We start from the raw sequence: 23,433 nt of genomic DNA on the forward strand, positions 1-23,433 counted from the left end.
AGTTCTTGAAGGGAGAGTCATGAGTCTGCGGATACGGAAGATGCTCACGGTCCGGGGAGGAAGTCGGACAGAAGCGGGACGTGAGCTCGGCGGGTCACCGTGGATCCGTTCGGTGGACAAGCGCGCCGCGTCGGGTGCTCGTTCGGACGGGAGAGCGCTGTGCCGCTGGTGGATGTGACGTGGTACGAGGGGCGCTCGCACGAGCAGAAGGAGGAGCTCGCGCGCGCGATCTGCGAGGCCTTCGTGGAGATCGGCGACGCGCGCCCGGACACGGTGCACGTGATCTTTCGAGACATCGACCCCGCCCAGTGGTTCAAGTCGGCAGGACTGTTGAAGGAAGAGCGATGACCATGCAGATCCGCAAGATCCTGACGGTCCGGGAAGAGACCCGGTCCGAGGGCGGCCAGGTCGCCGACCGGCCTCTCGTCAAAGCGGCCGCGATCGCCGTACTGAGCAATCCCTACGCCGGCCGGCCCTACTCCCACGACCTCGCGCGCATCACCGATGACAACCACGAGCTCGGGCGCCTCTTGGCCGCCACCGCTGCCGAGACACTCGGACTCGAGGTCGAGGGCTACGGCAAGGCGTCCCTCGTGGGCGTCAACGGTGAGATCGAGCACGGCGTCGCACACAAGATCGGCGAGTTCGGCAGGGGCGTCCGCGACGCGGTGGGCGGCGAGGCGTGGATCTCCTCGGTCAGCAAGCGCTGCGGCCCCGGGGTACAGGTCGACGTGCCCCTTGCCTACAAGGACGAGATCTGGGTCCGCTCGCATTACGACGCCTTCACCCTGTTCGTCCCCGACGCACCGCTCGCGGACGAGGTGGCCGTCATTGTCGCTGTCTCCTCCCGCGGGCGGCTCAACGACCGAGTCGGCGGCATGACAGTCGAGGACGTCAAGAACCAGGAGAAGTCTTGAGCACCCTCAACATCATCAATCTCGCCGGCGCCGTCAGCGGCCGACTCGGTGACCCGCTCATGGCGATCGAATCGGTCCGCTGCGTCGACGGCAAGATCGCGGCGCTCGGCGTCGAGGGTGAAGCCGGCGACGCCCACGTCACCCTCGACGCCAACGGCGCGATCCTCGCCCCGGGCCTCATCGACACGCACGTGCACGTCACCTTCGGCGACTGGACTCCCCGGCAGCAGACCGTCGGCTGGATCGAGAGCTACATGCACGGCGGCACGACCCTGATGATGTCGGCCTCCGAAATTCACGTCCCTGGGCGTCCCAGCGACCGCGCCGGCCTCAAGGGCCTCGCGATCGCGGCGCAGCGATCCTGGGAGAACATCCGTCCGGGCGGTGTCAAGGTCCTGGGCGGTTCGGTCATCATCAGCCCCTCCCTGAGGGAAGAGGACTTCGCGGAGCTCGCCGCCGAGCGCGTCGGCTTGGCGAAGGTGGGATTCGGTGCCTTCGAGTCCCAGTCGCAGGCAGCCCCGCTCGTACGCGCAGCCCAGGCCGCCGGGTTCATCGTCATGAACCACACAGGCGGCGCGTCCGTGCCCGGGTCCGCGGCCGTCTCACTCGACGACGTCATCGCGCTCGGCTGCGACATCGTCGGCCACGCGAACGGTGGCACGACCTCCCTTCCCGACGAGCACCTCAAGGCCGTCTTCGAAGCTCCCGGAGCGCTCCAGCTGGTTCAAGCCGGCAACCTGCGCTCCAGCCTGCTGATGCTCGAGATCGCCAAGGAGCGCGACGAACTCGACCGCATCCTGATCGCCACCGACTCTCCCACCGGCACCGGTGTGATGCCGCTCGGCATGATCAAGACGGTCGCCGAGTTCTCCTCCCTCGGTGGCCTCAGCGCGACGGACGCCCTCGCGCTCGCCACCGGGAACGGCGGCCGGGTGCTTCGCCGACACGAGGGCATCATCGAGATCGGCCGCCCCGCCGACTTCGTGCTCATGCAGCCTCCCAGCGGAGGCGTCGCCGGCGACGCGCTCTCCGCCATCGAACGTGGGGACATCCCCGGCATCGGCGGCGTCGTCATCGACGGCGAGGTCCGAGCGCTGCGTTCCCGCAACACCCCGGCCCCAGCCCGGCTCGCGACCCAACGGTCCTGACTCTTTCCGATGCGTAAAGGACACGCCGTGGACCTGAAGACACTTCGTACGACCGACCAGCGGTGGGAGATCGCCGTCCTGAGCGGCCCCAACACCACCAGGCAGTTCCAGCCTGCAGACGAGTTCGAGCGTGAGCTGCGGACGTGGGGCGACAGCCTCGGGATCGCGGTTCGGCACTTCCAGTCCAACCACGAGGGCAAGCTGCTGGAGTACGTCCACGCGAACACCGGCCAGGTCAACGGGTTCCTCGTGAACCCCGGCGGCCTGGCGCGCGTCGGCGAGTCCCTGCGGCACGTCCTCAAGGACGCCAAGAAGCCCGCCATCGAGCTGCACCTGAACCAGGAGGAGCTCCGCGGCGAGTCGATCTTCGCTCCCAGTGTCACCGGCATCTTCGCCGGGCCCGACCGGTACGCGGTCCTGGGAGCCCTGGTGGCCCTCTCCCTCGCGCTCGACGACCTCGACTTCCTCAACCCGGGGGGAACGAGCGAGATCAACCGCTCGCACGGCAACCCACGCTCTCTCTACGGCTGACCCGGAGGCTTCACATGACCAACGCAGACACCGCAGGCACCGCAGCCACCGCGGACGGCAGGCGCCTCCGTTTCGCGCTGCTCAACGGCTTGAACATGACCAATCTCGGTCGGCGCGACCGGAACATCTACGGGAGCATCGCCTCCCTCCAGGCACTCGAGGACCTGGTCACCGAAGTCGGCGACGCCGTCGGCGCCGACGTGACCGCCTTCCACTCCAACCACGAAGGCGACCTCGTCGACTTTCTCGAGACCAACCCGGACATGGACGGCTACATCATCAACCCCGGCGGTCTCTGGGCATTCGGCGACCCCACTCGCATCGCCCTGGAGGAGACCGGCAGACCGTTCGTCGAGGTGCACTTCGCCAACATCTTCGCGACCGGGCACCTCTCCACGTTCACCCAGTCCTGCGACGCAACCGTCATGGGTCTGCGCCACCACGGCTACGTAGGAGCGGTTGTCGCGCTGGCCGCTTCGGTCCGCACGCCCGCCGGGAACTGACCACAGATGTCCGAGCCCGACGTCGGCAGCTACAGGCGCCCCGACAACCTTTCCGAACTCCTGACCCTGCTGGACCGCCGCCCGGCGTCCATACTCGCCGGCGGCACCGACCTCGTCGTGATGCGTGCCGACGGGACGGTCGACCGCGCACACGACATCGTTGACATCAAGGCCGTCCCCGACCTGCGGGGAATCAGTCTCGACGCGGACGGCACGCTCACCATCGGCGCCGCCACCTCCTTGCGGGAGCTAGCCGGGACGACCGTGATACCGCCCAACGCGATCACCGACGGAGCGGCGCTCGTCGGCGGCTGGCAGACCCGCGCACGCGGAACGATCGGAGGCAACGTCTGCCGGGCCTCACCGGCAGGCGACACCCTCCCCGGGGTTCTGGCCGCAGACGCTCAGCTGGAGCTCGCCTCCACCACCGGGACACGGCTGGTGCCAGGACACGACTTCTTCACCGGGCCGGGCCGGACGGTCCGCAAACCCGCCGAGCTGCTCACACGGATCATCGTTCCCGCCTCCCGCGGCGCCTCCGCGTATCTGCGCTTCACCTATCGTCTCGCGATGGACCTGGCCGTCGTCGGCGTCGCGGCCCATCTGGAAATCGAGAACGGACGCTGCGTCGCCGCCCGCGTGGCGCTCGGCGCCGCCGCGGCCACCCCTGTGCTGGCCCCCGACGCAGCCGACGCGCTCGTCGGGACCGAGCTGGACGCGCCGTCCATCGAGGCCGCCGCCCAGCTGGTGCTCAACACCGCCACCCCCATCGACGACGGCCGAGGCTCACGTGCCCACCGGCGCACCGTGCTACCAGTGCTCGCCAAGCGCGCGATCGGCATCGCGCTCGAGCGTGCGCGAGGAGGACACCAACGATGACTACACGCATGACCCTGCGGGTCAACGGCTCAGACTACGACGTCGCCGCCTCGCCCGACATGCTGCTCCTGGACGCCCTCCGGTACGAGTGCGGCCTCACTGGCGCGAAGCTCGGATGCGGCACCGGCGACTGCGGTGCGTGCACCGTCACTGTCGACGGCGAAGCGGTCAACAGCTGCCTCGTGTACGTGCTGGAGTGCGAGGGGCACTCGGTGGAGACGGTCGAAGGCGTCACCGCGAGCGGGATCGGCGCGGTCGTCGCCGAGGAGTTCGTGAAGGCCGACGCCGTCCAGTGCGGCTTCTGCAGCCCCGGAATCATCATGTCGGTCTGCGCGCTGCTCGCCAGAACCGAACCAGGAACGGCCACCGACGACGACATCAAGGAAGCGCTCGCCGGCAATCTGTGCCGCTGCACCGGCTACTTGCCGATCCTGGACGCCGTCCGGCGAGCGAGCGGGGCACCGCGATGAGCGCAGAAGAGTCCGGCCAGCACGAGTACGTCGGCACCCAGCTCATCCGCCGCGACGCGGTCGAGCGCCTCACCGGCCACACCGCCTACACCGAGGACATCCGCCTCCCGGGGATGCTCTACGGCGTCCTCGTGCAGTCGCCCGTCGCGGCCGGCCGGCTCCGCGGCATCAACGTCGACAGGGCAGTGGCGCTCGACGGCGTCGTCAAGGTGCTGACGGCCGAGGACGTGACCGACCGACGCTACGGGAACTACGTCAAGGACCAGCCGATCTTCGCCCGTGACCGGGTCAGGTTCGTCGGCGAACCCGTCGCGATGGTCGCGGCCGCCTCCCTGGCCGTCGCCCGCCGAGCGGCAGGCATGGTCGAGGTCGACATCGAGGCGACCACACCCGTCGTCGACCTCCGAGAGGCACTGACGAGCGCCGAGGTGCTGGTGCACGACAGGGACACGAACGTCATCGAGGACGTCCGCATCTCGCGAGGTGACGTCAACGCCGTCTTCGACACGGCACACGCCGTGGTGCACACCGAGATCGAGTCGCACCGGGCACACCAGGCCTACCTGGAACCACGGGCCGTGACCGCCGCGCCCGCACCCGGTGGGTTCTCGCTGATCATGAGCACCCAGCAGCCGTTCGGCGTACGTGCCCAGCTCGCTGAGCTGTTCGACCTCCCCACCGGCACGATCGAGGTGCGGGTGCCCGCCGTCGGCGGCGGTTTCGGCGGCAAGCTGCACCTGCTGTTCGCACCCCAGGCAGCCGCGATGACCCTGGCCACCGGTCGTCCCGTCCAGATCGTCTGCTCCCGTGCGGAAGACATGGCGACCGGCAACCCACGCGAGAACTCGATCGTGCGCATGTCCAGCGCGGTCGACGAGTCGGGCCGCATCCTGGCCCGTAGGTGCGACGTCGTGCTCGACGCCGGCGCGTACGCGATGGACACCCCCGTCCTGACCTCGATGGCCGCGTTCTACGCGACCGGCCCCTACCGCATCGACGCCCTGGACATCCGAGGGCGTGCGGTCTACACCAACACCTGCCCCACCGGCTCGTTCCGCGGCCCGTCGGGCCCGCAGATGGTCTACGCCGCCGAGGCCCAGATCGAGGACATCGCCGAACAGCTCGGGCTGGACCCCGCAGAGGTCCGACGGACCAACTTCATCGGCGAGGGCGACCGCGGCCCCACCGGCGAGCTCATCACCCTCCGCGGGACGACCGACGAGTGCATGCGGGTCGTCGAGAACCGCCTCCGGCGATGGCGGCAGGCCGACGTCGCCCCGGGCGACCACAGACGACGCGGCTACGGGCTCGCCTGCGCATGGTGGTCCACCCTCGGCACGCCGTCGGCCGCGACCGTCGAACTGCACGAAGACGGCACCGCGACGCTCTCCTCGGGCGGAACCGAGATCGGGACCGGCGCCATCTCCACCGCCTTGCCGAGCATGGTCGCCGAAGAGCTCGGACTGCGGCCCGACCGCGTCATCCTGAAGTCCGGCGGCACCCGGGAAGCCCCCTACGACTCAGGTTCCCGTGGCAGCCGCACCATGTTCGCCACCGGCAACGCCACGGTCCTGGCCGCTCGCGCCGTCGCGGAGCAGATCAGGAACGAGGCGTCACGACTGCTCGGGGTCGACCCGGCCGACCTGGTGCTCCGCGAAGGGCGCGTCGAGGTCAGGGGCGCACCGGAGACCGGCATGACCATCGCCGAAGTGTCCGCGTCCGCCCACCTGCATTCCGGCCCGGTGGTCGCGACCGGTCGATACCGAGCAGAGCTTGCCCCCGTCGAAGGCTCCGACCTGCAGGGCGCCCGCTTCCTCAGACTGGGGGAGCCCACCTTCCACTGCCACGGCGTGGAGATCGCTCTGGACGAAGAGACCGGACGCGTCGACGTCCTCAACTTCATCGCCGTCCATGACGTCGGCAGGGTCGTCAACCCCGTCGGCGCACGCGGACAGGTCGAGGGAGGTGTTGTGCAGGGCATCGGCTACGCCCTGACAGAGAACCTCAGGACAAACGACCTGGGAGTCATCGTCAACGGCAACTTCCACGACTATCGGCTTCCGACCATCGCCGACGTACCGCCGAACATCGAGACCGTCTTCATCGAGACCAACCACTCGCGCACCGGACCGTTCGGAGCCAAGGGCCTGGGCGAGCCGCCGGTGATCCTCCCGGCGGCGGCCATCGGCTCGGCTCTCCGTGACCTCCTGGGAGTACAGCCGTACCACCTGCCCCTGGACGCAGACCGAGTCGTTCTCACGATGGCCGAGCGGGACTCTCATCCGGCGCCAGGGCCACCCCCGTCGACAGCGCGCCCGGGGCCGGAGGTTGGGGGGTGAAGTGGTTCCAGAGCCTGGTGCGCTTCCTCAACGACGCCTTCGACGGCGTCACCAAGGCATGGAGCAAGGACGAGCCCTCGTCGCCGCCGAAGCCGCCATCGCCGCCCGTCACGCCCCCCTGGTGAGACACCTGGGAATCGAACAACCCGCCCGGCCGGGGCCTGCGGGTCGTCCAGGAAACCGGGTGCTCTTTCACGGTCAGCCGGCCCGCCGTCACCGCGACGGCCGGATCGTCAACGCCGACCTCGCCGACCTGCACCACCGGCCGTCGGCTGCGCGAACTGCCCATCACAGCAGAGGCATTGCTCTGTTGCACTTGAGTCGATCAGCTCACCGGCAGCAGTGCACACCCGCCCCTCCGGCAGCCCGTCTCCCCTTGCGGCTGCCGGCCCTCCCCCGGCCGCCGCCACGCGCCACTCCCCCGGCGCGGCAGCAGCCCGCCCCTCACCTCCACGGAGACAGGCCCCATGCTGAACATCGCGCAGACACTGCTCCGCTGGTGCCGCGACGCACGCCCCTTCGCCCTGGCCACCGTCGTCGACGTCCGCGGCAGCGCACCCTTGCCCATCGGCACAGCCGTAGCGGTGGACACGGACGGCAACGCGGTCGGCAGCATCTCCGGCGGCTGCGTCGAGGGCGTGGTCTACGACATGTGCCGGGCAGTGCTTCGCGAGGGGGGCGCCCCTCACCGTGCCTGGTTCGGGTATTCCGACGACGACGCCTTCGCGGTGGGCCTGACGTGCGGCGGCGAACTCGATGTCCTCGTCCAGGCTGTCGATCCTACGGCGCAGCCGCACATCGCCGCGGCCCTCGACGAGGTTGTGCAGGGCCTGCCCGTCGCCTTGGCCCAGGTCGTGGACGGGCCAGTCGGCCTCCTCGGGGCGACACTCGGCGTTCTCGGGGACGGCCAGGTCATCTCCGGGACGCTGGACAACGGCCCGGTGGACGATGTGGTGGTGGATGAGGCGCTTGCCCTGCTACGGGCGGGGCGCACCGCCCGCATCGCGCTCGGCGGGACCGGACAGGACTGCCCGGCGCCGATGTCCGTCCTCTTGCACGTCCACGCGTCCCGCCCGCGCATGCTGGTCTTCGGCGCCGTGGACTTCGCCGCCGCTCTCAGCCGGGCCGGGGCCTTCGTGGGCTACCGGGTCACGGTGTGCGACGCCCGGCCCGTCTTCGCCACCGCGGCACGCTTTCCATACGCGGACGAGGTCGTGGCCGACTGGCCCCACCGTTACCTGGAACGCACCCAGGTGGACGCTCGCACCGCCGTGTGCGTCCTCACTCACGACGCAAAGTTCGATGTTCCCCTGCTACTTCTGGCGCTGAATCTGCCCGTCGGCTACATCGGCGCCATGGGATCCAGACGTACCCACGACGAACGCCTTCGCCTGCTGCGGGAAGAAGGCGTGAGCGAAGAACAGTTGGCCCGGCTGCGCTCCCCGATCGGCCTGGACCTCGGTGCGCGCACACCCGAGGAGACGGCGGTGTCCATCACCGCGGAGATCATCGCCCACATCAGCGGGGGCTCGGGCCTCCCCCTGTCCCAGGGCGCGGGCCCGATCCACCACACCATGCCGAGGAGACAGCCCTCACCCGTCAGCTGACGGGTGAGGAGGGCGGCTCATGCTGGTCGACGGCCCAGGAGACGAGGATGCGTAGCCGTTACCGGCGCTGGACCACCTCTAACGCCCGGAATGCCAGGATCTGCTGCATGGGCTGCAGACAGGCACAGCAGGATCGCGATGTCGCCCGGGCCGAACAGGGCCCGCGGCCCGGCGAGCAGCGTGTCCACAGACGCCCCCGCCGTCAGCCAAGTCCTCGGCGTCGGCATAAAAGCCGCCACCCAATGGGCCGACGCCGCCGGCAGCTCACGAACGGAGTACGCCGCCAGCCTGAGCAAAAGCCGCCGCACCGACAGCGAGCCGAACAGACCTCGGCCCTCCGACTGACGCCGGCAGTGCGCCGGGCGGCGTGGGGCGCCCGGCACGGCGCGAACGGCGGAGCAGGGCACGCGGGGGGCTACTCGGCGAAGGCGCTCATTGCGCGGTCAAGCAGCACGGCCATGGGGACAGTTCCCTCGCAGGCCACCCAGCCCGTCGTAGCTGCATCCGCGCAGGCGAGGGCGGCCGCGACCAGGGCGGTCGGCCTGGGTTCCTCCGGCCGGTCGGGGTCGGCCCCCAGTCGCCGTGCGAGCTCCGGGACCAACATCTCCTGCCGGCCCAGCTGCTTCTCGAAGTGCCGGGCGCGCAGTGACGGCGTGTCCACCACCCTGGAGATGCCCTGCTTTCCTGCGCTGATTCGTGTCCTGAGAACAACAGTCATCGCAGGTAGCAGGGCATCTCTTGGGTGGATCCAGGCTCAGTGGGCCATCACGGGCTCGCCCTCGGACGGCTCCAGGGCCCGATTCGGAATCAGGAACGCGGCGATCACCGCACCGACCACGAAGAACCCGGAGCCCCACGCCAGGGTGGCCGTGTAGCCCTCGACCCCGGCCTGCGCCGCGGTCAGCGCGCTGGGCTTGTGCGAAGTCAGGTAGTCGGTCGCGGCAGACGAGGCAACGGTGGTCAGCAGTGCCGTACTGATGGAGCCGCCGATTTGCTGACCGGTGTTGATCAGCGCCGAGGCGACACCCGCGTCCTCGTGGTGAATGCCCGAGGTCGCCCCCTGGAACGCGGTGGACATCACCGCGCCGATGCCGAGACCCAGCAGGATCAGACCGGGCATGATGTGGGCGACGTAGGTGCTGTCCAGCTCGAGCCGGGTCAGCAGGGCCATACCGGCTGCGGCGACCAGGAAGCCGGCGCTGACGACGATCTTCGGGCCGACCCTGGGCAGCACCAGCGACGACATCGTGGTCGACGAAGCGACGACGGCCGCGACCATCGGCAGGAACGCCAGACCGGTCTTGATCGGCGAGTAGCCGAGGCTGGCCGCGAAGTAATAGGTCAGGAACAGGAAGATCGAGAACATCCCCATGCCCAGGACGAATACCGCCATGAACGAACCACCGCGGGTCCGGTCCAGCACGACTCGCAGCGGCAGCAGCGGATGCGCGACCCTGGTCTCCAGCCATACGAACACCACGAGCAGCACCGCGCCGGTGATCATGGAGCCGAGGGCGACCGGGTCGGTCCAGCTGGTGGACTCGACGTGCGCGAACCCGTAGACGACGGCGAACAGCGCGGCGCTCACCACGACGATGCCCGGGATGTCGAGTTTGGGCCTCTTGGTGATCACGGGCTTGGCCAGCAGCAGCACCGCACCGATCAGGGCGGGGACCGCGAAGACGACGTTCACGTACATCACCCAGCGCCACGACGCCCATTCGGTGAGCATGCCGCCGAGCAGCAGCCCGATCGCGCCGCCCGCACCGCCCAACGCACTGAAGATGCCGAAGGCCTTCGCCCTTTCAGACGGTTCGGTGAAGGTCACGCTGAGCAGTGAGAGTGCCGCGGGCGCGAGCACCGCGGCGAAGAGGCCCTGGGCCACACGTGCCGCGACGAAGATCTCGAAGCTGCCCGCCGAGCCGCCGACGACGGACGCGGCCCCGAAACCTGCCAAGCCGATCACGAAGAGGGTGCGTCGGCCCAACAGGTCACCGAGTCGGCCGCCGAGCAGCAGCAGGCTGCCGAACGCCAGGGCGTACCCCGTGATGACCCACTGCCGGCTGCCGTCGCTGAAGCCGAGGTCCTGCTGCGCCTCGGGCAGCGCGATGTTCACGACGGTCGCATCGAGCATGACCATGAGCTGTGCCATGCCTATGACGACCAGCACCCACCAGCGCACGGCATGTGAGCCGCGAAGGCTCGAGTCTCTCTTTCCGGGGGCGGGCGCCCCGCGGTCGATGCTGGTGCTCATTTTCTTCCCTTGCTTGGTGGGCATGACTGAAAGCCGTCTGGAAACTGATTGGTTTCCTCACCGATGAAGGTGAGGCGAGGGTGACGGGCTGAGAGCTCAGGGCTTCGAGATCATCGTGTGGCCGCTTTGGGGCTTGCCTCGGCGATCCTTTGGAGGGCCGCGTCTGTGTCCGCGATGGCCAGCATCTTGTTGATGTCGGCGCCGGCCAGTGCGCCGGCCGCTGCGGAGGCCCCGACCTGGGCGACCGGATCGGTGACGTTGCCGGCCACCCACACACCCGGCACCTCGGTGGCGCCGGCCGTGCCGGAGGCAAAACCGCGGCCCATGTTCGGCAGGTCCTGCACCGGCAGGCCCAGACCTTCCAGGCCCTGGGTGCGGGCCTGCATCTGCGGGCCGACCGCGAGGACGCGGCGGGCCACGACCTGCCCGTCGGCCAGGCGCACTCCGGCGAGGGCACCGTCCTCGTCGTTGACGACCTCGGTGACCGGGGTGTCGATGACGCGGATGCCGCGGGCGGCGAAGCGGGCGCGGCTGTCCTCGTCCAGGTCGGTGCCGTGGGTGAAGTAGGTCAGGTCCTCGGTCAGCTGACGGAACAGATACGCGTGGCCGATGGAGGCCGGGCCGGTGGCGAGGATGCCGATGGGCTCATCGCGCACCTCCCAGCCGTGGCAGTACGGGCAGTGCACCACACTGTGCCCCCAGTGCTCGGCGAGCCCGGGCACCTGTGGCAGCACATCCGTGAGACCGGTGGCCACCAGGATGCGGCGGGCGGTGATGCTGCGGCCGTCGGCCAGGGTGACGGTGAACCGCAGGTCACCGTCCGCCGACGGGGCGGCGGACTCGGCCGAGACCACCTTGCCGAGCACGACGCGTCCGCCGTACTGGCGCACCTGCTCCCGGCCCCGTCGAAGGATCTCGGGCGGCGGGGTGCCGTCCAGGGCGATGAGGCCGTGCACGGCCTCCGCGGGCGCGTTGCGCGGGGAGCCGCTGTCGATCACGACGACCGAGCGGCGGGAGCGGGCGAGGATCAGTGCACCGTTCAGCCCCGCAGCGCCCCCGCCGATCACCACCGCGTCGACGGTCCCCTCGGCCAGTGCGTCGCTCGCGTACGGAGGAGTCGTCACAGCCATGGCCTCGTGCCCTTCCTTGTCAGTCATGGTTCGGTCAACCCTTCGAGTTCCGGGTGGTTGCAGGGGGGTCAGCTGTTCAGGAAGCCCAGGAAGTGGTCGGCGACCGTCTTGGGCTGTTGTGGAGAGTCCGGCCCCGGTTTGCTTGGGGCGTTCGTGATGTACGGATCCAGTACGGCGATGAAAGTCGCCGTCGCCAGGATCGCGAGGATCAGACCGTGCCTTGCCGGCCCTTGAAGGCGTCGCAACGCCGGGCGGCGCGGAGGAGTCCAAAGGCATGGGTTGCCCTCAATCGCACCAGCCGTGCAGGCAGCCTGTCCGGTGAGCTCAGAACCGTTGTGTACTGAACAGTCAGAAACCTAGGCGGTTCTGTACTGAGTTGTCAAGTACGGCAGGTCGGCCCTCGCTCACCATGACGATGCCCGGAATATCGAGTTTGGGGCTTCTAGGTGATCACGGGCTTGGCCAGCAGCAAGGCACCGATCAGGGCGGGGCCGCGAAGGCGGCGTTCACGTACATCACCCACCGCCACGACGCCCATTCCGTGAGCGTGCCGCCGTGCAGCAGCCCGAACCGCTCGATGGATTCGGGCCCGTAGACGCCGGCGAAGTCCTCGTCGAGGCGAACAGCAGAAGACCGCAGTGCCACGCTCTGATCGAGTCATGCCGAAGAAGGTGGATCCCGAGCTGAGGGCCCGAGCCGTCCGGCTGGTGCTGTAGCACCGTGCCGAGTACCCGACCAAATACCGCGGCGGTGCTGACGGTGTCCAAGCAGGTCAGGGTAGGCAGAAGTCGTTGTGGCGCTGGGTCGCCCAGGCCGAGATTGACGGCGGCGACGCGCCCGGGGTCACCGAGGAGAACGAGGAGATCCTGATGCGGTGGACGTCGGCCAGCGCGTTGGCCACGCGGTCTCGTTCGGCGGGCCGGGACCAGTCGTTTTCGCTGTAGACGAGGGTGACGGGTACCGACACGCGCGGGTAGCGCTCGCGGGCCCGGTCGAATCCCTTGATGCTGCGGAAGATCTCTCGGGACACCTTGTCGTAGCCCTTGCGGCGGCCGCTCCTCAGTAGCTCGGTGATGAAGTCCTCGGGCAGCCGGGTCTTGTCGACGTAGCCGCCCTGCAGAATTGCCCGGAAGACGGGCCGCGGCTCAAGGGGGGGCGAAGACGGGGCCCAGCACGGGCATCCGCACGCTGGAGATGATGGCGGGAGATCCAGTTTCCCCGCTCCCCGCCCTGGGGGTAGTCGTAGCTGTTGAACGCCACGACCCGGCTGACCCGGCCCTTCAGGTCGATCGATGCCGACAGGGACAGGGCGCCCCCGAGCGATTCGCCCGACAGGGTGACGTCGTGAAGGTCCAGTCCGCGGACGAATTCGACGACCGCGGCCCGCAGTTGCGGCTCCTCGTACTGTGCGCCGGGGACGATGTCGGACCATCCCATCCCGGGCAGATCCAGCGCGTAGACCGTGTAGTGGTCCCACAGCAGCGGGATCACCCGCTGGAAGTAGTCGAGCTGACCGCGCACGGTGTGCATCAGCACGAGGGCGGGGCCGGCGAGCAGAGCCTGCGCTCTGGAGTCGACGTCCTGGCCGACGTCACCGTCCCGCTGCCCCTGCCGGATGCGGGCGGCGAAGAACTCGATCATGCGAGACGGGGCAGCTCGTCGTCGCGGCCGATGAGTGGAGTGCCGAACAGGTTCTGCGGCACAGATGAATCCTGACATCCACCACTGACAGCCCTGGTCGGCCAGGCTCAGCGCAGCGTGTCCGCCCAGTTCGCCGGCACGCGCCCCGCCGGTCCCGGCGTGGGCTGGTCGGCAGGGTGGGCGGCCGGGGGAGCCAGGGCCGGACCGGAGTCGTACAGCTCGGACGTCTCGAAGTTCCAGAACCAGGCCTCACCCGGCTCGTAACTGCGGATCACCGGATGGCCGGTGTCCCGGAAGTGGCCGGTGGCGTGCTTGGCGGGTGAGTCGTCGCAGCAGCCGATGTGACCGCACTGGGCGCAGCGCCGCAGATGGAACCACCAGCCGCCGTCGGCGTCGCACTCGACGCAGCCGGCCCCGCTGGGCGGGACGCTGGGGTCGATGCCGGTGTCCTTGGTCATGAGGGCTCCTGGGCCGGGTCGGCGACGGTATCGGGCTCGGCGTCGGGGTCGGTGGCGGTGAGGGGGAGCAGCACCTGGAAGCGGGTGTCGCCGGGTACGGACTCGACTTTCAGGTCACCGTGGTGCTTGTTGACGACGATCCGCCAGGAGATGTCGAGCCCCAGCCCCGTGCCCTCGCCCACCGGCTTGGTGGTGAAGAACGGGTCGAAGATCCGGCCGCGGATCTCGGCCGGCACTCCCGGACCCGTGTCGCGGAACTCCACCAGCAGCCGGTCGTGCACCAGAGCGGTGCGTACGGTCAACGTCCCTTCGCCGTCCTCGCACTTGATGGCGGAGACCGCGTTGTCGATCAGGTTGGTCCACACCTGGTTCAGCTCGGCCGGGTAGGCCGGAATCCTCGGCACCGAACGGTCGTACTCCTTCACGACCTTGACCTGTGGACCGATCTTGCCCGACAGCATCAGCAGCGTGCTGTCGAGGAGTTCGTGCACATCGGCGACCTGGTAGGGCGCGCGGTCCAGCTGCGAGTACTGCTTGGCGGCGTCGACGAGGTGCGAGATACGGGTGGTGGAGTCCTCGATCTCGGACATCAACAGCTCGGTCTCGACCGCGTAGGTGAGCCACTCGATGGCACTCTGCAGGATCTCCTGCTCGTCGACGGCCGCCGCGATCTGCTCCAGCCACTCGACGTCGAGACCGCCCTGCACGAAGGTCGGCGCGATCTGCCAGCCGTTTGGGACACCGTGGTCGTCCAGCCAGTCGGCGAGTTCGTCCTCCCGGTCGGACGCTTCGAGCGGGCTCAGTGGCGGCGCTTTGGAGACCCGCTCGGCCGTACGCTCCTGGAGGTCGACCAGGGCCTTCAGGACGTCGCCGTGGTAGGGGCCCGAGGCGATGACGCCGAGCTTGTTGCGCATGTGCGCGACCCGGTCCCTGAGCGACGAGGTGGCCCGTACGGCCGCCGCGGCCGGGTTGTTGAGCTCATGGGTGAGACCCGCGGACAACGAGCCCAGCGCCAGCAGCCGTTCGCGCTGCCCGACGGCCCGCTGAAAGGTCTGCGAACCGAGGACGAGCCCCTCCAGGAGATGGATCGCCATCGGAAACCACTCGTGCATGAAGTTCGCGAACGATTCGGCGGACAGCACGAAGAACCGCGTCGGCTCCGACACCCGCAGCGAGTTCATGTACCGCTGCGGTTTCCCGTCCCCGACGTACGCCATCACGGCCCCCGCGTACACCCCTGGCTGGGACGTGCGGCTCACCTCGATGTCGTCGCTGCCCACCCGGCGCGACATGACGACCGTGCCCTCGATCATCACGTAGAAGCAGGTCGCCGGGTCACCTTCGGCGAACACCGGCCCGGGGTCGAACAGTTCGATCCGTCCCTCGCTGCACAGCCTGCCGAGCTGCTCGGAGCTCAGCTTCTCGAACAGGAACAGCGAACTGATCTCGGCCGCTCTGCACGGCATCACCCGCCCGCTCACGACTGCTCCAGATACCGGTGTACGAGCATCACGGCCATGGCTCCCTCTCCGACGGCGGACGCGACCCGCTTCGCGGACTCCGCGCGCGCGTCCCCGGCGACGAACACGCCGGGGAGGTTGGTCTCCAGGTGGTACGGCGGCCGGTCCAGCTCCCAGTCCGCCGGTGGCCGCCCGTCGGCGGTCAGATCGGGCCCGGCGAGGATGAACCCGCGCTCGTCCCGCAACACGGTGCCCTCCAGCCAGTCGGTCAGCGGGGCCGCGCCGATGAACACGAACAGCCACTGCGCGTCGACCAGTTCGGTCTGACCGCTCGTCGTGTCGCGCAACGTCAGCTGTTCCAGGTGGCCGTCGCCGTGCGCGGCCTCGACGACCGTGTGGGCCCGCACCGAGATGTTCGGCGACTGGGCGATCTGCTGGATCAGATAGTGCGACATCGACGCGGTGAGGTCCGCTCCGCGCACCAGCAGGGTCACCGACTTGGCGCCCCGGGACAGGTACATCGCCGCCTGACCGGCCGAGTTGGCGCCGCCCACGATGTACACGTCGTGGCCCTGGCAGGCGGCGGCCTCGGTGAGCGCGGACCCGTAGAACACCCCGCGGCCCGACAGCTCGTCGGCGCCCGGCGCCTGAAGCTGCCGGTAGGACACACCAGTCGCCAGGATCACGCTGTGCGCCGCGATCTGCGACCCGTCCGCGAACCGTACGAGCCGCGCCGCCCCGCTGCTCTCCAGACCGGTCACCTCCCGCGCGGAGAGGATCTCGGCGCCGAACTTCGTGGCCTGGCGTCGCGCCCGGTCGGTGAGCTGGCCGCCGGACACCCCGTCCGGGAAGCCCAGATAGTTCTCGATCCGGGAGCTCTGCCCGGCCTGCCCGCCGGTCGCCGACCGCTCCACGAGCACCGTACGCAGGCCCTCCGAGGCCCCGTACACGGCCGCGCCCAGCCCGGCCGGGCCGCCGCCGATGACGACCAGGTCGTAGAAGTCGGCCGTGGGTGTCGTCGCCAGCCCCACGTGCGCGGCCAGTTCGGTCACCTCCGGCTCGACGAGCGCCGTACCGTCCGCCGTGATCACCACCGGCAGCCGCTGCCCGTCCTGGCCCGCGACCGCGAGCAGCCGCTGCCCCTCGGGCTCCTCGGTGGAGTACCAGCGGTACGGCACCTGGTTGCGCGCGAGGAACTCCCGCACGTCCGAGGAGCGCGCCGACCACCGGTGACCGACGACCTTGGTGCTCGGCACCGGCCGGAAGTCACTGCACCGCCACGCCTCCAGCAGGTCGTCGAGCACCGGGTAGAGCTTCTCCTCCGGCGGGTCCCACGGCTTGAGGAGGTAGTGGTCGAGGTCGACGACGTTGATCGCGTCGATCGCCGCGTTCGAGTCCGCGTACGCGGTCAGCAGCACGCGCCGGGCGCCCGGATAGACGTCCAGGGCCTGTTCGAGGAACTCGATGCCGTTCATCTGCGGCATGCGGTAGTCGGCCAGGATCACCGCGACCAGATCACCGCGCAGCTTCAGCTCCCGCAGCGCCTCCAGCGCGGACTCGCCGGACTCCGCGCGCACGATCCGGTACGAGACGCCGTAGCGCCGCCGCAGGTCACGGGCGACGGCCCGGGACACCCCGGGATCGTCGTCCACGGTCATGATGACGGTCCGCGCAGCGTCCAAGAGTGGTCGGACGAGAGATGCTGATGCCGGCTTCGGTGTCTCTGGTTCGGACATGTGCGTCTCCTCGGGCGCCGCCCCGTACTGCGGGGTCAGCCGGCCAGTCGGTTGAGCTTGCGGATCTGTCCGTCGAAGGCGCGCGAGGGCACGATCCGGCGCAGGACGCTGACGCGTTTGGCCATCGAGCCGGCGGTGTAGCGGAGCTTGGGCTTGGAATCGGTGGCGGCCGCGACGATCACCTTCGCGACCACGTCCGGGCCGTCGGCGTTGCGCACGGCCGTGGCCAGGACGTCTCGGGAGACTTCCCGCTGTGCGGCGTAGATGGGCAGGGGCGAGTCGGGGGCCATGCTGCTCGCCTCGAAACTCGTCTTTGTGTAGGCCGGCTCGACCAGCAGCACCCGGACGCCGTGCTCGCGAAGCTCGTGGTCGACGGACTCGGAGTAGCCCTCGACCGCATGCTTGGTGGCGGCGTAGACGGCCATGAAGGGGGCGGGGATCAGACCCAGTACCGAGGAGACGTTGATCACGCGGCCACTGCCCTGGGCGCGCATGAGGGGCAACACTGCGTTGGTCATCCGCATCACGCCGAAGACGTTGATGTCGAAGACCTCCTTGGCCTGGCCGGTCGAACTCTCCTCGCCGGCACCGACCGCGCCCACGCCCGCGTTGTTGACCAGGACGTCGATCCGGCCGAACCGATCGATCACCTCCCCGACCAGGGAGCGGACCGACTCGTCGCTGGCCACGTCGAGATCGAGGAACGTCACCCCGGCGAGCGGCTCGGCCTTCGCCGCGTTGCGGCTCGTGCCGACCACCGCGAAGCCGGCGCCCACCAGGGCGAGCGCCGCCGCCCGCCCGATCCCGGAGGAGGCGCCCGTCACGAGGGCCACTCGGGGAGCTGTCTGCATGGTGGTTCCTTCGGTTGTGGCCATGACTTCGTCGGGCACTGTCCGGTGAGTTCAGGAAGGTTATTTACTGAACAGTCCGGAACCTATGCAGTTCTGTACTGGCTTGTCAAGAAGTGTAGGTCGGCTTTACCGTCTTTGTATGGCCAGACCACGCAGCTTCGACCGCGACCACGTCCTGCATGCCGCCGAGCGGCAGTTCCGGACCTCGGGCTACAACGGCACGAGCGTCGACGACATCAGCGCCGCCACCGGCCTGGGCCGCGGCAGCCTCTACGGAGCGTTCGACGGCAAGCACGGCGTGCTGCTGGAAGCGATGGCCGGGTACTTCGGCCGGCTGGCGCAGGGTCCGCGGAAGATGCTCGACGGACCGGACGAGGGCGCCCTGGAACGACTGCACGCATACTTGCTCCGCGCCGTCCACGGGGTGCCACTCGCCCCCGACGTAGCCCCCGCCTCCGACCGGGCGGGGGCGGCCTGCTTCGCCGCCAAGATGGCCCTGGAGGTCGGCGCCTCCGACCCCGAGGTGAAACGCCTGGCCAGCGACTGCTTCTCCGTCGTCCGGGCGGCGGTGGCCGATTGTGTGCGAGCGGCGCAGCGCAACGGCGACCTCGACCCCGACGCGGATCCCGACGACCTCGCGTTCCTTCTGCTGACCGTCATCCGCGGGGCCGATGTCGTAGGCGCGTACGGCCACAGTCCCGCCCGCCTGACCTCGATTGCGGAGAGCGCGTTCGCCTTGCTGCCTCGCCCGCGCCACGGCTGAGAAGGGCACGGCCGGCCTCGTTGCGCAGGCATCTGATGCGGTCGGCCGGCTTCGACGCCGCGGAGGCACGGCCCGCAGGCTTACGCGCCGCCGGGCGGTCGTCTGGGCGGTTGGCGAAGAACTGCGCCCGCATCCAGTCGAGTTGCTCCACCGCGTGCGCGGTGTCGCCGGGCTTGAACTGCACGGTCAGTCGCCGAACGCCTCGCCGCCAGCGGACGGTGGAACTTCGGCCGCCGCCTGGAGGCACGTGGCAGCTAACACCCCGACTGGCCTTGACCGCGGTCGGGTCCGCTCGGCAGCCTCACCGAACGCTCAACCATTCCGCAGGTTCGCATAGCCACGTTCGCCAGTAGTCGGCGTTGGCCACGTTCACGACGTCGGCCACGCCTCAGCCCCGCACGGCCCAGGTGTTCTGGCCCTGAGGAAAGTGCCGACTAAAAGCCTCGTCACAACAGACGGCTACCGCCGTACCCGCGGCATCCCCAGCCCGATCCACGAGATGATCTCCCGCTGGATCTCGTTGTTGCCGCCGCCGAACGTGAAGATCACGGCGGAGCGGTAGCCGCGTTCGAGTTCGCCGTGGAGCACGGCGCCGGCGGAGCCCTCCTGGAGTGCGGCAGGGGCTGCGACGATCTCCATCAGCCAGGCGTAGGCGTCCCGGCGGGCCTCGGAGCCGTAGACCTTGACGGCGGAGGCGTCCTGCGGGGTGAGGGCGCCGTTCTGCAGGGCGCCCACCATCTGCCAGTTGAGGAGCTTGAGCGCGTCGAGCTTCACATGGGTCTGGGCGAGCCGTCGGCGCACCCAGGGCAGGTCGACGACCCGGCGGCCGTCGGCGAGTTTGGTCTCCGTCGCCCAGCGCTGTACGTCGTGCAGGGCGCGGATGGCCATGGTGCCGTGCGCGGCGAGGGTCACCCGCTCGTGGTTGAGCTGGTTGGTGATCAGCCGCCAGCCCTGGTTCTCGGCGCCGACGCGCCGGCTGACGGGGACGCGGACGTTCTCGTAGTAGCTGGCGGTGGTGTCGTGGGAGGCGAGGGTGCGGATGACCGTGCAGGAGTAGCCGGGGTCGGCGGTCGGCACGAGGAGCATGGTGATGCCCTTGTGGGGCGGGGCCTCGGGGTCGGTGCGCACGGCGAGCCACACCCAGTCCGCGGTGTCGCCGTTGGTCGTCCAGATCTTCTGCCCGTTGACGACGTATGCGTCGCCCTCCCGGACCGCGCGGGTCTTGAGGGCGGCCAGGTCGGTGCCCGCTTCCGGCTCGCTGTAGCCGATCGCGAAGTCGATCTCGCCGGCGAGGATCTTCGGCAGGAAGTACGCCTTCTGGTCGTCGGTGCCGTAGCGCATGATCGTCGGTCCGACCGTGTTCAACGCCATCAGGGGCAGCGGTACACCGGCCTGGGCGGCTTCGTCGAAGAAGATGAACTGCTCGATCGGGGTGAGGCCGCGGCCGCCGTACTCCTCGGGCCAGCCGACGCCGAGCCAGCCGTCGTCGCCGAGGCGGCGGACGGTCTTGCGGTAGAAGCGTTTGGCGGCGACGGGGTCGGTGTGCCTGGCGTAGGCGTTGTCGGGCACCAACTCGGCGAAGTAGGCGCGCAGTTCGGTGCGCAGCCGCAGCTGCTCGGGCGTGTGGTCGAGGTGCACGGCGCCTCCTGGCTCCCCAAGGCCGGTTTCCTGACGGCGCACACCGTAGAACGTGTTTCAGAAATTAGGAATGGCGGGGCGGGAAGAGGTGCGGGAAGGATCTCCTCCCCCCAGGATGTCGTCCCATGACGGCTGAAGGACTCAAGGCGCTGCTGGAGCGGGCGGGGCTCGAGATCGCGGAACCCTGGTGGGCCGAGGGCCCGTTGCCGCCCCGCGCGGCCTGGCGCCGGATCACCACGGGCGGGACCGCGCCCGTGGTCACCCTCCGGGGGGACCGGGCCGTCGAGGTCGACGCGGAGTGGCATCGGATCGCCGTCGGGCTCGGCCTGTTCGACGACGACGGAGTGTTCCTCATCGTCATGGCGGGCGCCGGGCAGCGGAACTGGGCGCGCGTCCGACTCGCGCCCGGCTGGGCGTTGGCGGGCGTGCTGGACGAACTGCCGGACGGACAGCCGAAGTTCGTCGCCATGGCGGTCGGCGGAGACGCCGTGCTCGGGGTGACCGGCAGTGCGGGCGAGGTCCGGATCACGGTGGTGGACCGGATCGCCGAGCGGATCGAGGCCGAGGCGCTGGCGGCCGCCCAGGAGACCCCGAGCGAGCGGGCTCAGGCCTGGGAGTCGCTGTTCGAGGAGACGTCGGCGCACCTGCGCGCGCACTGGGCCAACGGACTCAGCGCCAACCCGACCGCCCCCGACGACGTACTGGTGGGGCTGCTGGACGCATCGAGATATCCGCTGTACCGGGCCGAGTCGACTGCGGTGGTGGAGGCGGCCATGGCCCGCACCGACTGGCGGACGCGCGAGACACTGGCCGAGTACCAGCCGAACCTCACGCCGGAGCAGTTGGGCCGCCTGATCCTCGCCGAGGAATCACCCGGGCGTCGGGCGGGTCTCGTCTGGATCGCCTGGCGGCGGCGCATGGAGCTGCCCGCCGGCGCCTGCGAGCGGCTCGCGGCCGACCCCTCCCCTCTCGTCCGCGAGGAGGTCGTGGGGCTTCGCGGTCTGCCGGTCCCCGCGTTGACGGCCCTGACCGCGGATTCCTGCGCGTCCGTGCGGGCCGCGGCCTGCGGGCCCGCCTGGCCGTATCTGGCGGACCGGGCGCGCGAGGGCCTGCTGGCGGACCCCGAGGGCCGTGTGCGCACGGCGGCGCTGCTGAAGCGACACGAGGACCGTCCGATGTCCTGGTCCGTGTTCGAGGCGCTGGGCCTCCCGGACCGGGCAGTGCAGGACTGTCGACTGGAACCCGACCTCGCCGAGCGGCTCGCCCGCGACGACGACCCGGGCCGACACCGCTCCCTCGCCCGCAACCCGCACCTGGACACCGGCCTGGTCCTGCGCCTCGCCGACGACCCCGACGACGACGTGCGCTTCCTGGCGTCGGTGCACCCCGGCCTCACCGAGGAGGAACGCGCCCGCATCGACTTTCCCGTCGACCAGGGACGCATGCGTCACGACCTGGCCTGGGTGGTGGCGCTCCACGACGACCCCCACGCCATGCGCCGCCTGGCCGCGTCGCCGCACCCTCTGATCCGCCGGAGCGTCGCCCGCGCCCGGCGGCTCCCGCCGGACGTCGTCGAGCGCCTGGCCCGGGACGAGGACCGGGTCGTCCACCTCTTCCTCGCCGAGTCCTGCGACAACGCTCCCGCGCAGCTGCTCCTGTCGGTGTGGCGCTGGTGGACCGGCAGCCTGACCCACCCGAACCGTCCGCACGGCCACCCCAACTTCCCCCGCACCGACCTCCTCCGGTACGCCGACGACCCGAGCCCCCGGATGCGCCGGCTCGCCCTGGACGACCCGGACGCGACGGCCGAGCTGGTGGAACGGGCCGGCCGGGACGGCAGCGAGGAGGTCAGGGCACGGGCCGCGGGCGACGCCCGTCTGTCGGCCGCCTCGGCGGTACGGCTGCTGAGCGACCCGTACGGCGCCGTCCGGGACGCGGCCGGCCGCCACCCGGCGCTGCCCGCGCGGGTCCTGGCGGGACTGCTGCGGGACACCGAGACCGCGGAGCAGGCGGCCCGGCATCCGGGACTGCCCGTGCCGGTCATCCGCCGGATGCTGCACGAGATACGGGAAGTGGGCGTCGTATGACGCGCCGGCGTATGACGAGCAGGCCTCGTACCGCGAGCCGGGGCAGAGCGGTGGCTCAGACCAGCGTCGCGATGAAGTCCGTGCAGGTCTCGGCGCAGGCGCGGCAGGCGGCCGCGCTCTCCTCGGTTCCCGGGTGCCTGTCGAAGACGTGGGCGCACTCCAGGCAGACGGTCCGGCACCACTCCAGCTGGGCGCGGATGCCGGCCTCGTCCATGCTGCTGTCCTCGGACAGCACACGGCAGGTCGCGTCGCACACCTCCGCGCACATGATGCCCTTGCGTCGCACGAGTTCTTGGTGTTCGGTCCCGTCCGGATCCACGAGGCTCGCGCGCAGCGCACAGGCTCGCGCACACTCGGTGCACGCCTGGGCGCAGGCGAAACGGTCCTCCAGGAACCGGAAGAGTTCCTGTTGGGATGTCGTCGAAGTCACGTGTGGCGGGTAGCCGGTAGCGGCGGCGCCAAACCCGACCGAACCGTTCCGGCGGCTTTCGCCGAGCGCCGTGTGCGAGGTTCCGCGGACGGAGAGTCACGGGCTGCAAGTGGCGGGTTCATGACCCGTTGCAGGGGTATTCGCCTGATATGACTACCACCGCAAGCCTGCAGCTGGCCGCCGCGAGCGGCTTGCTCAGCCTTGGGCTGTTCGTGGTCGGCCTGGCCGTCGTGGCCGTGCTGGCCGGCAGCTTCTGGCTGGGCGCGCGTATCAAGTCGCGCGAGCCGGCCCGGCCGCGCCCCGAGGAACAGCCGCACCTGCCTCCGGGTGGGGCGGTGCACGAGGTCCGCGAGAACCGGGAGCCCGACGAGGTGCCTCGCATGCCGGAGGGCGGCCGTCCCCTCACGCCGTACGAGCTGACCAACATGCAGACCCGACCGAGCACCGACAAGAAACGACCGCGTTGGAGTCGCGGCAGCAGTGGCTCGTTCGGCGGAGGCGGTCTGGGCGCCCACTGAACCGGCGTCGGCTCCCTCGCCCTGCCACTTCCACTCCCCCGGCCCTGCAGGCCTGACAGGCCTGCAGGGCCTT

At 70.0% G+C, this 23,433-nt stretch carries 25 protein-coding genes; 13 read left to right on the forward strand and 12 right to left on the reverse strand.

What is annotated here, in order from left to right:
• The first annotated feature begins 99 nt into the window (after nucleotides 1-99).
• The 10 genes from ACIBAF_RS30980 (at nucleotide 100) to ACIBAF_RS31025 (ending at nucleotide 8,394) form a co-directional block, all read left to right on the forward strand.
• The gene (locus tag ACIBAF_RS30980; protein WP_399467458.1) at nucleotides 100-348 is read left to right on the forward strand and encodes a 4-oxalocrotonate tautomerase family protein; all 249 of its coding nucleotides are present in this window, start codon (nucleotides 100-102) and stop codon (nucleotides 346-348) included.
• Entirely contained in the window at nucleotides 345-917 is a 573-nt protein-coding gene (locus ACIBAF_RS30985; RefSeq protein ID WP_399467460.1) for an amino acid synthesis family protein, read from the forward strand. The genes ACIBAF_RS30980 and ACIBAF_RS30985 overlap by 4 nt, the downstream gene beginning before the upstream one ends.
• The gene (locus ACIBAF_RS30990; protein ID WP_399467461.1) at nucleotides 914-2,065 is read left to right on the forward strand and encodes a hypothetical protein; all 1,152 of its coding nucleotides are present in this window, start codon (nucleotides 914-916) and stop codon (nucleotides 2,063-2,065) included. The genes ACIBAF_RS30985 and ACIBAF_RS30990 overlap by 4 nt, the downstream gene beginning before the upstream one ends.
• Nucleotides 2,066-2,092: 27 nt before the next feature.
• The gene (locus tag ACIBAF_RS30995; protein ID WP_399467462.1) at nucleotides 2,093-2,596 is read left to right on the forward strand and encodes a type II 3-dehydroquinate dehydratase; all 504 of its coding nucleotides are present in this window, start codon (nucleotides 2,093-2,095) and stop codon (nucleotides 2,594-2,596) included.
• A gap of 14 nt (nucleotides 2,597-2,610) precedes the next feature.
• Entirely contained in the window at nucleotides 2,611-3,099 is a 489-nt protein-coding gene (locus ACIBAF_RS31000) for a type II 3-dehydroquinate dehydratase (RefSeq protein WP_399467464.1), read from the forward strand.
• Between the two features lie 6 nt (nucleotides 3,100-3,105).
• On the forward strand, nucleotides 3,106-3,978 hold the full coding sequence (locus tag ACIBAF_RS31005) for an FAD binding domain-containing protein (RefSeq protein WP_399467466.1): 873 nt from the start codon (nucleotides 3,106-3,108) through the stop codon (nucleotides 3,976-3,978).
• On the forward strand, nucleotides 3,975-4,448 hold the full coding sequence (locus ACIBAF_RS31010) for a (2Fe-2S)-binding protein (protein WP_399467467.1): 474 nt from the start codon (nucleotides 3,975-3,977) through the stop codon (nucleotides 4,446-4,448). Before ACIBAF_RS31005 ends, ACIBAF_RS31010 begins: the two co-directional genes overlap by 4 nt.
• On the forward strand, nucleotides 4,445-6,787 hold the full coding sequence (locus ACIBAF_RS31015; protein WP_399467469.1) for a xanthine dehydrogenase family protein molybdopterin-binding subunit: 2,343 nt from the start codon (nucleotides 4,445-4,447) through the stop codon (nucleotides 6,785-6,787). Before ACIBAF_RS31010 ends, ACIBAF_RS31015 begins: the two co-directional genes overlap by 4 nt.
• Complete coding sequence (locus ACIBAF_RS31020) at nucleotides 6,784-6,912, forward strand: hypothetical protein (protein ID WP_399467470.1); 129 nt, start codon at nucleotides 6,784-6,786, stop codon at nucleotides 6,910-6,912. The genes ACIBAF_RS31015 and ACIBAF_RS31020 overlap by 4 nt, the downstream gene beginning before the upstream one ends.
• A gap of 342 nt (nucleotides 6,913-7,254) precedes the next feature.
• On the forward strand, nucleotides 7,255-8,394 hold the full coding sequence (locus ACIBAF_RS31025) for an XdhC family protein (RefSeq protein ID WP_399467471.1): 1,140 nt from the start codon (nucleotides 7,255-7,257) through the stop codon (nucleotides 8,392-8,394).
• A 415-nt stretch (nucleotides 8,395-8,809) separates the two neighbouring features.
• On the opposite strand, the gene ACIBAF_RS31030 is transcribed toward ACIBAF_RS31025, so the two are convergent.
• The 10 genes from ACIBAF_RS31030 to ACIBAF_RS31075 all read right to left on the reverse strand — a co-directional run bounded on the left by ACIBAF_RS31030 (nucleotide 8,810) and on the right by ACIBAF_RS31075 (nucleotide 17,924).
• Nucleotides 8,810-9,112 carry a hypothetical protein gene (locus ACIBAF_RS31030; protein WP_399467473.1) on the reverse strand — a complete coding sequence of 101 codons (303 nt, stop codon included), beginning with the start codon at nucleotides 9,110-9,112 and terminating at the stop codon, nucleotides 8,810-8,812.
• Between the two features lie 36 nt (nucleotides 9,113-9,148).
• Nucleotides 9,149-10,648, reverse strand: a complete 1,500-nt coding sequence (locus tag ACIBAF_RS31035; protein WP_399467474.1) for an MFS transporter — start codon at nucleotides 10,646-10,648, stop codon at nucleotides 9,149-9,151.
• Nucleotides 10,649-10,758: 110 nt separating this feature from the next.
• Nucleotides 10,759-11,778 carry an NAD(P)/FAD-dependent oxidoreductase gene (locus ACIBAF_RS31040; protein ID WP_399467524.1) on the reverse strand — a complete coding sequence of 340 codons (1,020 nt, stop codon included), beginning with the start codon at nucleotides 11,776-11,778 and terminating at the stop codon, nucleotides 10,759-10,761.
• Nucleotides 11,779-12,258: 480 nt separating this feature from the next.
• Complete coding sequence (locus tag ACIBAF_RS31045) at nucleotides 12,259-12,423, reverse strand: hypothetical protein (protein WP_399467475.1); 165 nt, start codon at nucleotides 12,421-12,423, stop codon at nucleotides 12,259-12,261.
• Nucleotides 12,424-12,550: 127 nt separating this feature from the next.
• Nucleotides 12,551-12,808, reverse strand: a complete 258-nt coding sequence (locus ACIBAF_RS31050; protein ID WP_399467476.1) for a hypothetical protein — start codon at nucleotides 12,806-12,808, stop codon at nucleotides 12,551-12,553.
• Between the two features lie 29 nt (nucleotides 12,809-12,837).
• Nucleotides 12,838-13,419, reverse strand: a complete 582-nt coding sequence (locus tag ACIBAF_RS31055; protein WP_399467477.1) for an alpha/beta fold hydrolase — start codon at nucleotides 13,417-13,419, stop codon at nucleotides 12,838-12,840.
• A 107-nt stretch (nucleotides 13,420-13,526) separates the two neighbouring features.
• A complete protein-coding gene (locus ACIBAF_RS31060) occupies nucleotides 13,527-13,877 on the reverse strand; it encodes a UBP-type zinc finger domain-containing protein (protein ID WP_399467478.1) in 351 nt (116 codons plus the stop codon).
• Entirely contained in the window at nucleotides 13,874-15,358 is a 1,485-nt protein-coding gene (locus ACIBAF_RS31065) for an ATP-binding protein (RefSeq protein ID WP_399467479.1), read from the reverse strand. The genes ACIBAF_RS31060 and ACIBAF_RS31065 overlap by 4 nt, the downstream gene beginning before the upstream one ends.
• Nucleotides 15,355-16,995, reverse strand: a complete 1,641-nt coding sequence (locus ACIBAF_RS31070) for an FAD-dependent oxidoreductase (RefSeq protein WP_399467481.1) — start codon at nucleotides 16,993-16,995, stop codon at nucleotides 15,355-15,357. The genes ACIBAF_RS31065 and ACIBAF_RS31070 overlap by 4 nt, the downstream gene beginning before the upstream one ends.
• Before the next feature lie 113 nt (nucleotides 16,996-17,108).
• Nucleotides 17,109-17,924 (reverse strand): oxidoreductase, encoded by an 816-nt coding sequence (locus ACIBAF_RS31075; protein WP_399467482.1) that lies wholly within the window; start codon nucleotides 17,922-17,924, stop codon nucleotides 17,109-17,111.
• Nucleotides 17,925-18,063: 139 nt separating this feature from the next.
• Between ACIBAF_RS31075 and ACIBAF_RS31080 the strand changes: the two genes are divergently transcribed.
• On the forward strand, nucleotides 18,064-18,687 hold the full coding sequence (locus tag ACIBAF_RS31080) for a TetR/AcrR family transcriptional regulator (protein WP_399467483.1): 624 nt from the start codon (nucleotides 18,064-18,066) through the stop codon (nucleotides 18,685-18,687).
• A 459-nt stretch (nucleotides 18,688-19,146) separates the two neighbouring features.
• Here ACIBAF_RS31080 and ACIBAF_RS31085 read toward each other — a convergent pair whose 3' ends face one another.
• Nucleotides 19,147-20,325, reverse strand: a complete 1,179-nt coding sequence (locus ACIBAF_RS31085; protein ID WP_399467484.1) for an acyl-CoA dehydrogenase family protein — start codon at nucleotides 20,323-20,325, stop codon at nucleotides 19,147-19,149.
• 125 nt (nucleotides 20,326-20,450) lie between these two features.
• On the opposite strand from ACIBAF_RS31085, the gene ACIBAF_RS31090 reads away from it, so the two are divergent.
• On the forward strand, nucleotides 20,451-22,412 hold the full coding sequence (locus tag ACIBAF_RS31090; RefSeq protein ID WP_399467485.1) for a PE-PGRS family protein: 1,962 nt from the start codon (nucleotides 20,451-20,453) through the stop codon (nucleotides 22,410-22,412).
• 55 nt (nucleotides 22,413-22,467) lie between these two features.
• Here the strand turns inward: ACIBAF_RS31090 and ACIBAF_RS31095 are convergent, their stop codons facing one another.
• On the reverse strand, nucleotides 22,468-22,842 hold the full coding sequence (locus ACIBAF_RS31095) for a ferredoxin (protein ID WP_399467486.1): 375 nt from the start codon (nucleotides 22,840-22,842) through the stop codon (nucleotides 22,468-22,470).
• Nucleotides 22,843-22,991: 149 nt separating this feature from the next.
• On the opposite strand from ACIBAF_RS31095, the gene ACIBAF_RS31100 reads away from it, so the two are divergent.
• Nucleotides 22,992-23,360 (forward strand): DUF6479 family protein, encoded by a 369-nt coding sequence (locus tag ACIBAF_RS31100; RefSeq protein ID WP_399467487.1) that lies wholly within the window; start codon nucleotides 22,992-22,994, stop codon nucleotides 23,358-23,360.
• Nucleotides 23,361-23,433: the final 73 nt, after the last annotated feature.

This window comes from Streptomyces sp. NPDC051677 (genome assembly GCF_044453465.1).
Classification (GTDB): Bacteria; Actinomycetota; Actinomycetes; order Streptomycetales; family Streptomycetaceae; genus Streptomyces.

Excerpts from the sequence above, each read along its gene's own strand:
- ACIBAF_RS30985 (WP_399467460.1), top strand. The coding sequence starts at position 345 with ATGACCATGCAGATCCGCAAGATCCTGACGGTCCGGGAAGAGACCCGG.
- ACIBAF_RS31000 (WP_399467464.1), top strand. The coding sequence starts at position 2,611 with ATGACCAACGCAGACACCGCAGGCACCGCAGCCACCGCGGACGGCAGG.
- ACIBAF_RS31005 (WP_399467466.1), top strand. The coding sequence starts at position 3,106 with ATGTCCGAGCCCGACGTCGGCAGCTACAGGCGCCCCGACAACCTTTCC.
- ACIBAF_RS31010 (WP_399467467.1), top strand. The coding sequence starts at position 3,975 with ATGACTACACGCATGACCCTGCGGGTCAACGGCTCAGACTACGACGTC.
- ACIBAF_RS31015 (WP_399467469.1), top strand. The coding sequence starts at position 4,445 with ATGAGCGCAGAAGAGTCCGGCCAGCACGAGTACGTCGGCACCCAGCTC.
- ACIBAF_RS31025 (WP_399467471.1), top strand. The coding sequence starts at position 7,255 with ATGCTGAACATCGCGCAGACACTGCTCCGCTGGTGCCGCGACGCACGC.
- ACIBAF_RS31030 (WP_399467473.1), bottom strand. The coding sequence starts at position 9,112 with ATGACTGTTGTTCTCAGGACACGAATCAGCGCAGGAAAGCAGGGCATC.
- ACIBAF_RS31035 (WP_399467474.1), bottom strand. The coding sequence starts at position 10,648 with ATGAGCACCAGCATCGACCGCGGGGCGCCCGCCCCCGGAAAGAGAGAC.
- ACIBAF_RS31040 (WP_399467524.1), bottom strand. The coding sequence starts at position 11,778 with ATGGCTGTGACGACTCCTCCGTACGCGAGCGACGCACTGGCCGAGGGG.
- ACIBAF_RS31055 (WP_399467477.1), bottom strand. The coding sequence starts at position 13,419 with ATGATCGAGTTCTTCGCCGCCCGCATCCGGCAGGGGCAGCGGGACGGT.
- ACIBAF_RS31060 (WP_399467478.1), bottom strand. The coding sequence starts at position 13,877 with ATGACCAAGGACACCGGCATCGACCCCAGCGTCCCGCCCAGCGGGGCC.
- ACIBAF_RS31070 (WP_399467481.1), bottom strand. The coding sequence starts at position 16,995 with ATGACCGTGGACGACGATCCCGGGGTGTCCCGGGCCGTCGCCCGTGAC.
- ACIBAF_RS31075 (WP_399467482.1), bottom strand. The coding sequence starts at position 17,924 with ATGCAGACAGCTCCCCGAGTGGCCCTCGTGACGGGCGCCTCCTCCGGG.
- ACIBAF_RS31080 (WP_399467483.1), top strand. The coding sequence starts at position 18,064 with ATGGCCAGACCACGCAGCTTCGACCGCGACCACGTCCTGCATGCCGCC.
- ACIBAF_RS31090 (WP_399467485.1), top strand. The coding sequence starts at position 20,451 with ATGACGGCTGAAGGACTCAAGGCGCTGCTGGAGCGGGCGGGGCTCGAG.
- ACIBAF_RS31100 (WP_399467487.1), top strand. The coding sequence starts at position 22,992 with ATGACTACCACCGCAAGCCTGCAGCTGGCCGCCGCGAGCGGCTTGCTC.